Origin of the sequence: Pseudorhodoplanes sp., assembly GCA_032027085.1 — a bacterium.
Taxonomy (GTDB): domain Bacteria; phylum Pseudomonadota; class Alphaproteobacteria; order Rhizobiales; family Xanthobacteraceae; genus Pseudorhodoplanes.
The window spans coordinates 676,722-690,749 of the sequence record JAVSMS010000001.1; the positions used below are offsets into that span (position 1 = coordinate 676,722).

The following is a 14,028-nucleotide window of genomic DNA, read 5'->3' on the forward strand; positions in this document are numbered from 1 at the left end:
CACGCGTCTGTTGTTTCAGTGATTTCCCGCTGATTACCTAAGCTTTAGTCCGGAACGCATGACCGACGTCACCGCAGCAGAGGCCGCCCCGAGGGGCGGTCCGAAATTCACGTTCCCGCCGCTGTCGGATTTTACCGCCGCGCTCAAGCGTGGCGACCTGCTGCTCGCCATCGGCGTGATGACCATCCTGGTCATCCTCATCCTGCCGCTGCCGCCGGTATTGCTGGATGTCTGCCTCGCCATCTCGATCACCATTTCGGTGCTGATCCTGATGACGGCCCTGTTCATCCAGACGCCGCTGGAATTCTCGTCCTTTCCGACCGTGCTCCTGATCGCCACCATGCTGCGGCTGGCGCTCAATCTCGCCTCGACCCGCCTGATCCTGTCGAACGGGCATAACGGCACCGCCGCCGCCGGCCACGTGATCGAGGCCTTCGGCAATTTCGTGATGGCAGGCAACTTCGTGATCGGCATCATCGTGTTCACGATCCTGATCATCGTGAACTTCGTGGTCATTACGAAGGGCTCCGGCCGCATCGCCGAGGTTGCCGCGCGCTTCCACCTCGACGCCATGCCCGGCAAGCAGATGGCGATCGACGCCGATCTCTCCGCCGGCCTGATCACCGAGGACGAAGCCCGCAAGCGGCGCAAGGAGCTGGAGGACGAGAGCGGCTTCTTCGGCGCCATGGACGGCGCCTCCAAATTCGTGCGCGGCGACGCCATTGCCGGCCTCCTGATCGTGTTCATCAACGTGATCGGCGGCATCATCATCGGCGTCGCGCAGCAGAGCATGGGTTTCATGGATGCCGCGCGCACTTACACGCTGCTCACCGTCGGCGACGGCCTTGTCACCCAGGTGCCGGCGCTGATCGTATCCACTGCCGCCGGTCTGCTTGTCTCCAAAGCCGGCGTGTCCGGCGCCGCCGACAAGGCGCTGGCGAAGCAACTCTCCGGCTATCCGAAGGCGCTCGGCATGGCGGGCGGCGTGATGATCCTGCTCGGCATGCTGCCTGGCATTCCGATGCTGCCCTTCTTCATTCTCGGCGGCGGCGCCTCCACACTCGCCTGGTACAGCGCCAAGCGCATCAAGACCGAACAGGCGCAACAGAAACAGACCGAAGCCGCCGCGGCAACGGCGGCAGCACCGGCGGAAGAACCAATCTCCAGCGCGCTGAAGATCGACGATCTGAAGATCGAGCTCGGCTACGCGCTGCTACCACTCGTCAACTCGCCCGAAGGCGGCGACCGCCTGACCGAGCAGATCAAGGCGTTGCGGCGCGCGCTCGCGATCGAGATGGGCTTTGTCATGCCGGCGGTGCGCATTCTTGACAATGTGCAGCTTGAGGCCAACCTCTATTCGATCAAGATCAAGGAAGTGGAAGCCGGCTCCGGCCGAATCTGGCCCGGCCAGTTCATGGTCATGGATCCGATGGGCGGTCAGGTGAATCTGCCCGGCGTGCACACGACAGAGCCGACCTTCGGCCTGCCCGCGACCTGGGTCGATCCCGCGCAGAAAGAAGAAGCGGCGGTCCGCGGCTATACTGTGGTCGATGCCGCGACCGTATTGTCTACGCATCTGACCGAACTGTTGAAGAACAACACCGCTGACCTTCTCTCCTATGGCGAGGTCTCCAAGCTCCTGAAGGAATTGCCGAAGGAACAGAGCGAGCTGATCAAGGACATCATCCCCGGCCAGATCACCATGTCGGGAGTCCAGCGCGTTCTGCAGTTGCTGCTGAGCGAGCGAGTATCGATCCGCGATCTGTCGACCATTCTCGAAGGCATTGCCGACGCCCTCTCCTTCACCCGCAACCCGTCGAGCATTGCCGAGCATGTGCGCACACGCCTTGCCCGCCAGATTTGCGCACAATACACGACGCCATCGGGCTATCTGCCGCTGATCGGGTTGTCGCCGAAATGGGAGCAGGCCTTCGCCGACTCCATCGTCGGCCAGGGCGAGGAGCGCAGCCTCGCCATGCAGCCCTCGCGGTTGTCGGAATTCATCACCCTGGTGCGCGAGCGCTTCGAGGAAGCCGCCCGCCAGGGCGAAAACCCGGTGCTGGTCACCTCCGCTGGCATCCGCCCCTTCGTGCGCAACATTACCGAGCGGTTCCGCGCGCAAACCACCGTATTGTCACAGGCAGAAATCCATCCGCGTGTCCGGCTGAAGACGGTGGGCAGCATCTAGATTTGCGCTATTGCGGCGGCGCGATCTCCTCGAAAGATGACGGCCGCCACCCGACGATCCGGGATTTTCCCGGGATCGGATTCAACAATGAGCTGTCGGCAAAAGCCGGTATGCGATGGCTCGCCGCTTATTCGGCTCGCACCTCCGGGTGTTGGAAACGGGTCGCGTAAGCCACCCTTCACGCCCCCTCACGGGCCATCAAGCGAACGTGAAGTCTCATGATACCCCCTTGGGAACCAGCAGCGGGTTCCTACGTTTCTTGGGTATCAAGGGATGCGGGAGCCGGTACCGCCGCGGGGCCAAGGTCTTGCTGCGGAACGGGTTTCTGCATCCAAAGGAAACGGTGAACCGGAAGGGCGCCGGCTCCGACAAAAGGAAAACGAAGGTCCCGTGCCATGAACAATACGTCGCTGACCAGCGCCGACAGCCACACCCACCTGAAGGTGGTCGTGGTTTCGCTGATCGCCGGCATTCTGGTGATCGGTGTGGGCATCGCCGCCAGCCCTTCGTTCAATCAGGGCGGCGCGACGGCGACCCGTATGGAAGCAACCGGACCTGTCATCCGCGCCGGCAAACCGATGGCCGTCACAGCCGGAGAGACAGCAACCATTCGCTAGTTTTTTCAGAACCCAATTTTTTCCGAAGTGATCCCTAGTTGAACGCCCAAGACTGCAACGCGCCTTTCCCCCGAAGGCGCGTTGTTTTTTTTCTTCCCTCTCCCGCGTGCGGGGAGAGGGAAACGAACTACCTCTCCGCCTCAATCAGCCTGCCGGTGAACACCACCGGCCCCGTCGGCGCGCCGGTTGGCGAACCGCCCGGCGGTTCGACCGACACCGCATAGGTCGCCTCGTTGATGACCTGCGGATCGTAATTGGCAAAGGCTGCGGGCCGCGTGAATTCATGCTCGCTGACGACACCGAGCGAGCGCGGGCCTGGGAATTTGTCATGCACCAGCCACAGTTCATAGGCGCGCCCCTGCGGCGGCTCGGCACCGACCCTGCGCACGGTGAAGGATTTGTTGCCCGTGTCGACGGTGAGCAGAAATGCCGGCGCATCCTTGCTCTGCTGGATCACCGCCACATAGCGCACGCCATCAGGCCGCAACGCTGACGGCAGATAGTTGGGTGCGAAATCGCGTAGGGCCACAAACACAAGCAACGATGCCGCGAGCGCCGACGCTGCGACAGCCGCGCCGCGCCAGCGATTCAGCCGCCGCGTCAGGTCGACGACGTTGGCGCCGCGCACACCGCTCGTTGCGGCCTCGCGCGCGATGCGCGCCTTGATGCCCGGAAACAGGTCGCGGCGCGGTTCGACCGGCGCAACGCCGTCCACGAGCCCGCCCAGATAATTCTCCCAGTAACGCACGCGCGCTGCGAATTCCTGATCCGATGCATGCAACGCCTCCGCCTGAGCCCGCTCGTTCGCATCGAGCGTGCCCAGTACGTATTCGGCGGCCAGCGCCTCGCGATCTTCACTCAGCATCGTCGTCACTCGTCTCCAGGCGCGCCAAGACACGCCCGGATTTCCATCAGGCTGCGGCGCAGCCAGGTCTTGATCGTGTTCACAGGCTTCGCCAGTCGCGCCGCCAATTGCTCGCGCGACAGTCCATTATAATAGGCAAGCAGCACGAGTTCTTTACGCTCCGCGTCGAGCTTGCCAAGGCAGGCCATCAGTCGCTGCAAATCTTCGGTCATCTCGCGCGCTGCGAGCGGGTTCGGCACATCGGCCGCGATGTCCATCGCTTCGGGCTCCTCCTCGATCGAAGCCTCGCCCCGCTTGCGCACAAGGTCGATCGCGCGGTTGCGCGCGATCGTCGCCATCCAGGTGATCGGGGATGCGACCGAAGCGTCGAAGCGCCCGGCGCTGCCCCAAATCTTCACATAGGTCTCCTGCACGACCTCCTCGGTGAGGTCGTGGCGTTTCAAGATACGCAGCGCCACGCCATAAAGTTTCGCCCGCGTCGCCTCGTAAAGCCGCTGAAAAGCCGCCTCATCGCCCCGCGCGGTGGCGGCCAGAAGATCGGCAAGATCGGCGGAGGTGAGCATGAAGGGTCCCGGGCGGCGGGAGCCTCTTTGCCCCCGGATTAGGCGCGCCTTATAGCAGGTCCGGCCGACGCTTCGTAGGGCCGACCCGGAGACCCGCCCTCGGCTTGACTTTCTCCGCCAGCTTCCTACTTTTGGCACATGCTTTATATCGCGCACCAACTCCGCTCGTTCCTTCGCGCCGGTCGCCTGCACACAGGCCACTGACCCGGACGGCTGCGCATTTGTCAGCCTTCCGGGCTGACACTCATCCGCTCACTCCCGCATATTCTTCGACAGGCCTGTCGTCGCACAGGCTGTCCATGCGTTTGCAAACTCCAGAGAAAGGAGAAACCATGACCAGCTATTTGCTGCCCGACTTGCCGCCGATCGCCATCACGCGCGGCGATTCCGAAAAGCTCGCCCGCATCGCCAACGCGGCGGCGGAAACATTTCCGCGCACCGCGGACTTTCTTGCCCGCGAAATCGAGCGCGCGCAGCTGATCGATGACATCGAAACCCGCCCCGGTCTCGTGAAGATGGGATCGCGCGTCACGTTTCGCGACGATACCACCAACCAGGAGCGCACGGTGACGCTAGTCTATCCGCCCGACGCCGATGTCACAGAAGGCAGGATCTCCGTGCTCACGCCAGTCGGCGCGGCGCTGATCGGCTTGTCGGTCAGCCAGTCGATTGAATGGCAGACGCCGAGCGGCGGCTGGCGTTCACTGACGGTGCTGAAGGTGGAAAATTGAACGAGCGAACCTGGGTTGGGCGCCGGTTTAACCGGCGCACATGCCGATAGGGGCTGCATTCTGTCTGCCGACGCGAAAATGGCCGGGACAAGCCCGGCCATTCAACGTTCCAGCTTGAGATAAGTGAAGAGGGGTTTACGCCCGGGCAGCATCCCGGATGCGCATGATGCCGATCGAGTCGAGCTCGCGCTGCTCCTGCGCATTCTGTTCGGCCCGCTCGTTGGCCTGATCGCGCTCGTTGAGCAGTTCGACCTTCTTCAATTCCTCAAAGGCTTCGGCGAGCTCGGCTTTGGCGCTATCGAGTTGCACCTTCAGGTCGTCGACCGAGCGCACCAGATTTTCACGCCGCTGCTTGGCGGCCTTGGCATAGGTCGGATAGGCGAAATGCGCGGGATCGGAGATGCCGACCTTGTCCTGTTCGGATTTGATTTCGCGGTCGAGATCGGCGGTCATGCGCTCGAACTCGGCGATCATGCTTTCGATCTGGGCGGTGCGGCGGCGCTTCTCGTCCACCTGAAATTTCCGCAGCCGGATCAGCGTCTCTCGTGACTTCATCGACTCATACTCCCCGAAGCCCCCCAACACACGAGGGCCGCGCCGGCAACAGGCGGGCGCGGATCAACCGTGGCGATTGTGTCCCGCTATCGTTATTTTTCCGTATCCGAGACCGGGAGAATTTGTTCAAGCTGCTGGTATCCTTCGAGAAGCCCGGTCGCTTCATCCTTGCCCTGAGCCAGAAACGCCTCCAGCGGCTTGTGCAGCCGGATCGCCTCGTCGACTTCGGCGCTCGAGCCCGGCCGGTAGGCCCCGAGCCGGATCAGTTCTTCCATGTCGGCGTAGGTCGCCATCACCTGCTTGGCCTGGTTAACGAAGGGTAAATATTGCGGGTCTGCCGCACGCGGCATGGTGCGCGAGACCGACTTCAGCACATTGATCGCCGGATAACGTCCGCGCTCGGCGATCGCGCGCTGCATCACGATGTGCCCATCGAGAATGCCGCGCACCGCGTCGGCCACCGGCTCATTGTGATCATCGCCATCGACCAGCACGGTGAAGATGCCGGTGATCGACCCCTGCTCCGCCGTGCCGGGACCGGCGCGTTCGAGCAGGCGCGGCAATTCGGTGAACACGGTCGGCGTGTAACCCTTGGCGGTGGGTGGTTCACCGGCCGACAGGCCGATCTCGCGCTGTGCCATGGCGAAGCGCGTGACCGAATCCATCAGCACCAGCACGTCCTTCTTCTCGTCGCGGAAATATTCGGCGATCGAGAGCGTGAGATAGGCCGCCTGCCGGCGCATCAAGGCCGGTTCGTCGGAGGTCGCGACCACGACGACCGAGCGCGCAAGTCCCGCCTCGCCGAGGTCTTCCTGCAGAAATTCCTGCACCTCGCGGCCGCGCTCGCCGACCAGGCCAATGACCGACACGTCGGCCTTCACGTTGCGCGCCATCATCGACAGCAGCACCGACTTGCCGACGCCCGAGCCGGCGAAGATGCCCATGCGCTGGCCGCGGCAGCAGGTGGTGAATGTGTTCAATGCGCGCACGCCGAGATCGAGCGCATCGCCGACACGCTGGCGCGCATGCGCGGGCGGCGGATTGTTGCGGAAAGGAACGGGATCGGGTCCCGCCGGCAGCGGCCCCTTGCCGTCGATCGGCTCGCCCATCGCGTTGACCACGCGTCCAAGCCAGCCGGAGGTGGGCCGCACCGCACCCGGCACCGCGGTGACGATGGCGCGGCAGCCGCGCCGGACGCCTTCTAGGTTGGAGAACGGCATCAACAGCGCATGCGCGCCGGTGAACCCCACGACTTCGCAGGCGATCGGCCGGCCCGGCCCGGTCTCCACCAGCACCCGCGCGCCGACCGACATCGCATGAATGGGACCGGCGACCTCCACCATCAGGCCGCGCACGCCCACGACCCGGCCATAGATCTCGACGCCATCCAATTCGGCGATCTGCTCGGCCAGAGCCTTCATGGAAGGTTTCCGGTCGATCGAATTTTAACCGCCTGTTTACTCGCGTCGTTAATCATTGCGTCACCGTTTCTGCGACGAAACGCGAACCGCCAGGACCAGAATGGAAGCGGCGAGTCCGGAGAGTCGGTTACCACCGACTCTTAAGGTGGAACATGAACTGACGCGTGGTAGAAAACCCTTACGTTGAAAGATTTTAGGCCGATTCGACATTTTCTGCCTAGTAATGCTTGCAACGGAGAATCAGGTTTTGTTAACCATGTCAAATTAGTGTTCCCGAATCGTAGCGTTGCGAAGCGTTTCGAGGGCCGCCGCCTGCGGCGTGCCGACCTTAAGCCCCGCAGCGGCGAAAGAGGGGACTGGCATGCGCGTTCTGCTGATCGAGGATGATAGCGCGACAGCGCAATCGATCGAATTGATGCTCAAATCCGAGAGCTTCAACGTCTACACCACCGACCTCGGCGAGGAAGGGGTCGATCTGGGCAAGCTGTACGACTACGACATCATCCTCCTGGATTTGAATTTGCCCGACATGTCGGGTTTCGAGGTTCTGCGCTCCCTGCGGGTCTCCAAGGTGAAGACGCCGATCCTCATCCTCTCCGGCCTCGCCGGCATCGAGGACAAGGTGCGCGGTCTCGGCTTCGGCGCCGACGACTACATGACCAAGCCCTTCCACAAGGACGAGCTGATCGCCCGCATCCACGCGATCGTGCGCCGCTCCAAGGGCCATGCGCAGTCGGTCATCAATACCGGCGACCTCATCGTCAATCTCGACCAGAAGACGGTGGAAGTGAACGGCGCCCGCGTGCATCTGACCGGCAAGGAATACCAGATGCTCGAGCTGCTCTCGCTGCGCAAGGGCACGACGCTGACCAAGGAGATGTTCCTCAATCACCTCTATGGCGGCATGGACGAGCCCGAGCTGAAGATTATCGACGTGTTCATCTGCAAGCTACGCAAGAAGCTGGCGAATGCCTCGAACGGCAAGAACTACATCGAGACGGTCTGGGGCCGCGGCTATGTGCTGCGCGAGCCCTCCGACGAAGAGGCCCGCATCCCGGCCTGATCTCGTTACAAAGACCAACAAAAACCCCGCCGGAAACGGCGGGGTTTTTTTGTTTGCAGCGGAGCGCCGCACGGAGCGCCCCCGAAGCTCGTATTTCTATGCGCTGATAATGCCCGATATTCAACAATAACCGTCGGTGATTTGATATTTCTCAGAATGCAGTCCACGTTTGAATTAGTTCAAAAAAACTCGTGGGACGTCAGATGCGAGGGTTGAAACGGGCCACATTGGCGGTCGCGCTGTTGGCCGGCCTGCCGATGACCCAGCTGATCGACGCCGCCCATGCAGATCAGGGTGGCGTAAGCTTCTGGCTTCCCGGCACCTATGGAAGTCTCGCGGCCACACCGCAGATGCCGGGCTGGGCGCTGGCGACGGTCTATTATCATACATCCGTCAGTGCGGGCGGTGCGGTGTCGGCGTCCCGGCAAGCCACGCTGGAGAGGCTCAGTCCGACGCTGAACATCAATCTCAACGCCAATCTCGACGCCCGCGCCGATATGGCGCTGATCATTCCCAGTTACGTGTTCGAAACCCCGGTTTTCGGCGGCCAGCTGGCCCTGAGCATGGCGACCGTCATCGGCCGCAACAGGACCAGCCTCGACGGAACGCTGACCGCGTCGGTCGGCGGTCTGGCGGTCACGCGACAGGGCTCGATCGACAGCTCCGTCGCCGGCTTCGGTGATCTCTACCCCAGGGCCGAACTGCGCTGGAATGCCGGCGTGCACAACTTCATGACCTATGCCATGGGGGATATTCCGGTCGGCTCCTACGAGGTCACGCGGCTCGCGAATCTCGGGATCGGACACGCCGCGATCGATGGCGGCGCGGGCTATACCTATTTCGATGCGGCCCAAGGCAACGAATTCTCCGCCGTCGCCGGCCTGACCTACAATTTCAAGAATTCCGACGTCGATTACCGCAACGGCATCGACTTTCATGTCGAATGGGGACTGTCGAAGTTTCTCTCCAAGCAGTTCCACATCGGCGCGGTCGGATATTATTACAACCAGCTCACCGACGACAGCGGCGCGCCCGCCATGCTGGACGGCTTCCGCTCCCGCGTCGCCGCAATCGGCCCGCAGATGGGCTTTGTTTTTCCTGTCGGCAACATGCAGGGCTATCTCAATCTCAAGGGCTACTGGGAGTTTGATGCGAAGAACCGGCCAGAGGGTTGGAATACATGGGTCACATTCGTGATTTCACCGCCGCATCCTCATCCGACCAAGGCGTCAGCGCGGCCGAACCTCAAGTGACAGCCTCTGCCCAGCGATCGGGCAAGGTGAGGAGCATGATAAGGCTGCTCAGAGAGCCTTTGCTTCATTTCGCGGTCGCTGGCGGGGTGCTCTTTGGCGGCTATTCGATCCTCAAAGGCAAGGATGCGGCGCCCGAAGCGGTGGCACAACGTATCCACGTTACCTCGGGCGATGTGACCTGGCTCGCCGAGAACTGGACGCGGCAATGGCGTCGCCCGCCCACACAGGATGAATTACGGGGATTGGTGACGGATTATGTCAACGAGCAATTGCTCGCGCGCGAGGCACGCGCGCTCGGACTCGAGGACAATGACCTCGTCATCCGGCGGCGGCTGGCGCAGAAGCTCTCCTTCATCATCGAGGATACCTCGCGCCGCGCCGAACCGACAGACGACGAACTGCAGAAATTCTATCAGGCACATCGCGAGCGTTTTCGTACCGAGGCGCGCATATCGTTCCGGCATGTGTATTCGAGCACATTTTGCTCGGCATCGATCATCTTCTTTTCGTGCTGGGTCTTGTGCTGCTCACACGCGGGATGTGGCCGCTCGTTAGGACTGTGACGGCTTTCACTGTCGCGCACAGCATCACGCTGGCGCTTGCGACGCTTGGCTATGTGCATGTGCCGCCCGCACCGGTCGAGGCGCTGATTGCACTGAGCATTGTCTTTGTTGCGGTGGAAGTTGTGCACCTGCATCGTGGGCGTGAGGGCCTGACCGCCAGAAAGCCCTGGCTTATCGCCTTCGCATTCGGCCTGCTGCACGGACTCGGCTTCGCTGGCGCGTTGAGCGAAGTCGGGCTGCCGCCTGGTCACATTCCAACGGCGTTGCTGTTCTTCAACCTGGGCGTCGAAATTGGCCAACTCGTGTTTATTGCAGCGGTGCTGGGCCTGGCTGCCCTGATCCGTCGAATTCCCGTGGCGCAGCCGAGATGGGTGAAACTCACAGCGCCGTATGCGGTTGGCAGCATCGCGATGTTCTGGGTGTTCGAACGTGTTTCCGCTTTTTGATGCAGCGATCCTACTTGGGAGAAAAATCATGACCAAGTTTCCATCGCGGCGGATAGCCTTGGCGGGATTCCTGGCGGTTGGCGTGGCATGGCCGGCAGTCGGGCAAACCCCGCCAGCGGGGGTTGGGATTTCCGGCACGCTGGAGAAGGAGCAAGCCGACAAGGCTTTTCCCGCGAAGCCGCCGTATTCCCCCTATGCCAATCGAGACTTCCCGACCCGCCCGCTTTTTGGCGACACGCATCTGCACACCTCATTCTCCTTCGACGCCGGTGCGTTCGGCGCGCGGCTCGGCCCGCGGGACGCTTTTCGGTTCGCCAGAGGCGAGCAGATCACGGCCTCAAGCGGACAGCCGGTCAAGCTTTCGCGGCCGCTGGATTTTCTCGTGGTCGCTGATCATTCCGACAATATGGGCTTCTTTCCGGACTTGCTCGCAGGCAAGCCGGAGATTCTGGCCGACCCGAAGGGTAAGCGATGGTACGAGATGATCCAGTCGGGCAAAGGCGGCGAGGCCGCACTGGAAATCATCTTTTCGTTCACGGACGGCACTTTCCCGAAGGACCTGATCTACAATCCAGGCACGCGTCCCTACCGCAATGCATGGCAGGAGACGATTGCGGCAGCGGAGCACTATAACGATCCGGGTCGCTTCACGGCCTTCATTGGCTACGAATGGACGTCCACGACCGCAGGCAACAACCTGCACCGCAACGTCATTTTCCGCGATAACGGCGACAAGGCCAGCCAGGTCGAGCCGTTCACCACTTTCGCCCCGCTTGGAAGCGACAATCCTGAGCAACTCTGGAAGTGGATGGAGGACTATGAAAAGAAAACCGGCGGCAACGTTCTGGCGATCGCGCATAACGGCAATCTGAGCAACGGCCGGATGTTCCCGGTTGTCAAAGCCTTTGGCAAGAAACTCGACCGCCAGTACGTCGAGACGCGCGCAAAATGGGAACGGCTTTACGAAGCGACACAGTCCAAAGGAGATGGCGAGACACATCCCGTCCTGTCGCCGAACGACGAGTTCGCCAGTTTCGAGCGCTGGGACGTTGGTAATCTGGACGCCAGTGAGGCCAAGAAGCCCGAAATGCTCGAGTTCGAATACGCCCGTTCGGCGTTGAAAAACGGTCTCAGGCTGGAGCAATCGCTTGGCACGAACCCCTACAAATTCGGACTGGTCAGCGGCAGCGACGCGCATACGGGTCTCGCAGCGATGGAGGAAGAAAATTTCCTCGGCAAGACGACCCCGCAGGAGCCAAGCCCCCATCGCACGACGGCGACATTTGTCAAAAACGACAAGACCGGCATCAATATCATGGACTGGCAGGTCTCATCGTCCGGCTATGCAGCAGTCTGGGCGACGGAAAATAGCCGTGCCTCGATCTGGGACGCGATGCAGCGGAGGGAGACTTATGCCACCACCGGTTCGCGCATGGTCGTCCGCTTCTTCGGCGGCTGGGATTTCGAGCCTCAGGATGCCGGCAACCGCATGCCGGCCTATGTCGGCTACACCAAGGGTGTCCCGATGGGCGGCGACCTGCGCGACGCACCGCAGGGTAGAGCTCCGACGTTCCTTGTCGCCGCGCTCAAGGACCCGATCGGTGCCAATCTCGATCGCTACCAGATCGTGAAAGGCTGGATGGACAAGGACGGCAAGCTGCACGAGAAGGTCCACGACGTGGCGTGGTCCGGCAATCGGAAGCCTAGTGCGGACGGCAAGCTCCCCTCGGTGGGCAGCACGGTCGACATTCCGAATGCCACATGGACCAATACCATCGGTGCACCGGAGTTGATCGCGGTATGGAGAGATCCTGATTTCGATCCGAACCAGCGCGCCTTCTATTACGGGCGGGTGATCGAGATTCCGACGCCACGCTGGACCGCCTATGACGCCAAACGCTTCGGCATCAAGTTGCTGCCAGGGACGCAGACGACCGTGACGGAGCGCGCATATACCTCGCCGATCTGGTATACGCCGGCGAAATAAAAGCCGTGGCCACCCACTGGCCTGTTCTCCACCGGCAACAAACCCCCGCCGGAAACGGCGGGTTTTTTTTGCGCTCATCATGCAACTTCGGATTCTGATCGTTGCAGCATGATAAGGTGGAACATATCCGCGGAGCCAATCTGTGCGAAATCCCTTCAAAGGCGGTGGATGATGATTCATACAGAGGTCAGCAGTGACGTCGAACATAGACGACGGCGACACCGGAAATTCGGTTCGCCAACACAGAGGGCGATCGTGCCATGAGGACGAATCTTTATTGCACGGGCTTCGGCTTCATTCTTGCCGCCGCCCTGGCCATCGAGCCAATCCCGGCGGCGGCGCAGGAGATGCCGCCCGAAATTCTGGCGGTCCAGATCCGCAGCCAGGGCTTTGCCTGCGAGAAGCCGTTGAGCGCAGTGCGCGACAAGGCGCTGTCGCGGCCTGACCAGGCAGCCTGGATCCTCAAGTGTCAGAACGTCACCTACCGGGTGCGATTGAATCCGGGGATGGCCGCGCGGGTGCAGCGGATCAACTGAGCCATCCACTTCGTTTGGGCCGCTCGGACGCCCTGCTGGAATGGATGGCGTAACTCCGCGCCCTGTCGGGCCCCCTCTGGACCGGAGGCAGTGAGCGCAGGAGACGCGCCCGGTCGCGAAGAGGCCATCTTTTCGTCCCGCCAGCACCCTTTTGCCGCCCTTTACGCGCGCTTAACCACCGTCAGGGATGGTCAAGGGGACCTATCCGGGGACGAAGTTGCGTAATGTCTGTTTCGGGGGAGGCCGTGCCCGCTCGGCACGGCAGGGCGCCTAAACGCCCGGGAAAATCGTCTGCCAATCGATGGCTCGCTGCGCTCGCGCGCGGCGGCGCCGCGGCGGCGATCGCTTGCACGGTCGCGGGCACGACCATCGCTGCGGCTGGACATGTGCTGGCGCTGGCCATCGACGCTCGTTCCGATACGCGATCGCTGGTCGGCCTGGCCCGGCCGTCCGCCGGGCTGGCCTGGTTCGCCGAGCCCGACACGACAATGATACCGCAGATCCTTGAAGCCGAGTCTTCGGCGGCGCCCGACGGATGGCGCTTCGTCCTGCAGGCCGCCTCCGGCTCGCTCAGTGATGACGATGTGATCTTTACCGGTTCCATCGGCGGCATCACCGCGGCCAACCCCGGCGCCGAACCCGCGCCGCCAACGGTCCGCATCGAAACGTCCCTGAGGGTGGACAATCCTCCGCCCCGGCCGCTGCCGCGCGCGCGTCCGCAGCTTGCCTCGCTCACGCCCGCCGATATGCCGATCCAGCTCGAGGAGGATGCGCAAACCGCGAAAACGGCGATCTATGACATCACGGCGCGCACCGTTTACATGCCCAATGGCGACAAGCTCGAAGCGCATTCGGGCTTCGGCGAATTCATGGACAATCCGAAGCATGTGCGACTTCGCATGCGCGGCGTCACCCCGCCGAACAGCTACAAGCTGACCATGCGCGAAGCGCTGTTCCACGGCCACGAGGCCATCCGCATGAATCCCGAGAACAGGGAGGCCATGTTCGGCCGCGCCGGCATTCTCGTGCATCCGTATCTGCTTGGCCCGAACGGCCAGTCGAATGGCTGCGTCTCCGTCAAGGACTATCAAAAATTTCTCGCCGCCTTCAAACGCGGCGAGGTGGAGCGCATGATTGTGGTCGCCCGCCTTGAGAAAGCGCCGGCATTCGCCGCGAAACGCAGCTTCTGGCCGAAATTGTTCTAGTGGGGTGGCTCAGACCTTCGCGGCGCGTCCATCAA

At 62.3% G+C, this 14,028-nt stretch carries 12 protein-coding genes and 2 pseudogenes; 10 read left to right on the forward strand and 4 right to left on the reverse strand.

All coding sequences use genetic code 11. The features are described from left to right. Positions 1-58 precede the first annotated feature (58 nt). On the forward strand, positions 59-2,188 hold the full coding sequence (flhA, locus tag RO009_03320) for a flagellar biosynthesis protein FlhA (GenBank protein MDT3684058.1): 2,130 nt from the start codon (positions 59-61) through the stop codon (positions 2,186-2,188). Between the two features lie 395 nt (positions 2,189-2,583). Beyond that, positions 2,584-2,805, forward strand: coding sequence for a hypothetical protein (locus RO009_03325; protein MDT3684059.1), 222 nt, complete (start codon positions 2,584-2,586; stop codon positions 2,803-2,805). Between the two features lie 127 nt (positions 2,806-2,932). On the opposite strand, the gene RO009_03330 is transcribed toward RO009_03325, so the two are convergent. Then, positions 2,933-3,670 (reverse strand): anti-sigma factor, encoded by a 738-nt coding sequence (locus RO009_03330; protein MDT3684060.1) that lies wholly within the window; start codon positions 3,668-3,670, stop codon positions 2,933-2,935. A 5-nt stretch (positions 3,671-3,675) separates the two neighbouring features. Beyond that, the gene (locus RO009_03335; protein MDT3684061.1) at positions 3,676-4,233 is read right to left on the reverse strand and encodes a sigma-70 family RNA polymerase sigma factor; all 558 of its coding nucleotides are present in this window, start codon (positions 4,231-4,233) and stop codon (positions 3,676-3,678) included. 332 nt (positions 4,234-4,565) lie between these two features. On the opposite strand from RO009_03335, the gene rnk reads away from it, so the two are divergent. Next, a complete protein-coding gene (rnk, locus tag RO009_03340) occupies positions 4,566-4,964 on the forward strand; it encodes a nucleoside diphosphate kinase regulator (GenBank protein MDT3684062.1) in 399 nt (132 codons plus the stop codon). 135 nt (positions 4,965-5,099) lie between these two features. Here rnk and fliJ read toward each other — a convergent pair whose 3' ends face one another. Both fliJ and fliI read right to left on the reverse strand, forming a co-directional pair. Beyond that, positions 5,100-5,519 (reverse strand): flagellar export protein FliJ, encoded by a 420-nt coding sequence (gene fliJ, locus RO009_03345; protein ID MDT3684063.1) that lies wholly within the window; start codon positions 5,517-5,519, stop codon positions 5,100-5,102. A 92-nt stretch (positions 5,520-5,611) separates the two neighbouring features. After that, positions 5,612-6,940, reverse strand: a complete 1,329-nt coding sequence (gene fliI / locus RO009_03350) for a flagellar protein export ATPase FliI (protein MDT3684064.1) — start codon at positions 6,938-6,940, stop codon at positions 5,612-5,614. 361 nt (positions 6,941-7,301) lie between these two features. Here fliI and RO009_03355 point away from each other — a divergent pair, with 361 nt between their 5' ends. From RO009_03355 to RO009_03385, 7 genes and pseudogenes are all read left to right on the forward strand, one after another. After that, positions 7,302-8,003 carry a response regulator transcription factor gene (locus RO009_03355; protein MDT3684065.1) on the forward strand — a complete coding sequence of 234 codons (702 nt, stop codon included), beginning with the start codon at positions 7,302-7,304 and terminating at the stop codon, positions 8,001-8,003. Between the two features lie 203 nt (positions 8,004-8,206). Then, positions 8,207-9,256, forward strand: a complete 1,050-nt coding sequence (locus RO009_03360) for a transporter (GenBank protein MDT3684066.1) — start codon at positions 8,207-8,209, stop codon at positions 9,254-9,256. Positions 9,257-9,291: 35 nt separating this feature from the next. Next, on the forward strand, positions 9,292-9,819 hold the full coding sequence (locus tag RO009_03365; protein MDT3684067.1) for a hypothetical protein: 528 nt from the start codon (positions 9,292-9,294) through the stop codon (positions 9,817-9,819). Then, positions 9,729-10,265, forward strand: a pseudogene (locus tag RO009_03370) (HupE/UreJ family protein). The gene RO009_03365 and the pseudogene RO009_03370 overlap by 91 nt, the downstream one beginning before the upstream one ends. A gap of 28 nt (positions 10,266-10,293) precedes the next feature. Further along, on the forward strand, positions 10,294-12,252 hold the full coding sequence (locus tag RO009_03375; protein ID MDT3684068.1) for a DUF3604 domain-containing protein: 1,959 nt from the start codon (positions 10,294-10,296) through the stop codon (positions 12,250-12,252). A 260-nt stretch (positions 12,253-12,512) separates the two neighbouring features. Then, positions 12,513-12,788 (forward strand): hypothetical protein, encoded by a 276-nt coding sequence (locus RO009_03380; GenBank protein MDT3684069.1) that lies wholly within the window; start codon positions 12,513-12,515, stop codon positions 12,786-12,788. Positions 12,789-13,573: 785 nt separating this feature from the next. Continuing rightward, positions 13,574-13,993: pseudogene (locus RO009_03385) on the forward strand (DUF2778 domain-containing protein). Positions 13,994-14,028 lie beyond the last annotated feature (35 nt).